Below are 330 nucleotides of genomic sequence, written 5' to 3'. Positions count from 1 at the left end.
CCCGTGACGTACCCCGCCTCCACCCCCGCCAGATAAGCCACCGCGGATGCAACCTCCTCGACCGTCCCGAACCGCCCGACCGCAGTCATCGCAGCCTGACCCCCCGCATAAGGCCCACCCGCCGGATTCATATCCGTATCGATCGGCCCAGGATGCACGATGTTCGCAGTGATCCCCCGCTCACCCAACTCCCTGGCCAACGCCTTGGTCAGCCCGACCAGGGCAGACTTCCCGGTGGCGTACAGCGTGCCACCGGGCCCAGGCACCCGCTGCGTCATACACGTACCGATGGTGATGATCCGCCCGCCACGCTCCATACGCGAGGCCGCC

The 330-nt window shown here is 67.9% G+C and carries 1 protein-coding gene; it reads right to left on the bottom strand.

Translation table 11 applies throughout. The features are described from left to right. Positions 1 to 330: SDR family oxidoreductase (locus AOK17_RS52985; protein WP_245697746.1), on the bottom strand; the 330-nt coding region annotated here is incomplete at both ends.

Origin of the sequence: Streptomyces phaeochromogenes (assembly GCF_001418655.1) — a bacterium.
Taxonomy (GTDB): domain Bacteria; phylum Actinomycetota; class Actinomycetes; order Streptomycetales; family Streptomycetaceae; genus Streptomyces; species Streptomyces phaeochromogenes.
Note: the sequence above shows the minus strand (reverse complement) of the source record. Positions and strands in the feature narration are given on the sequence as shown.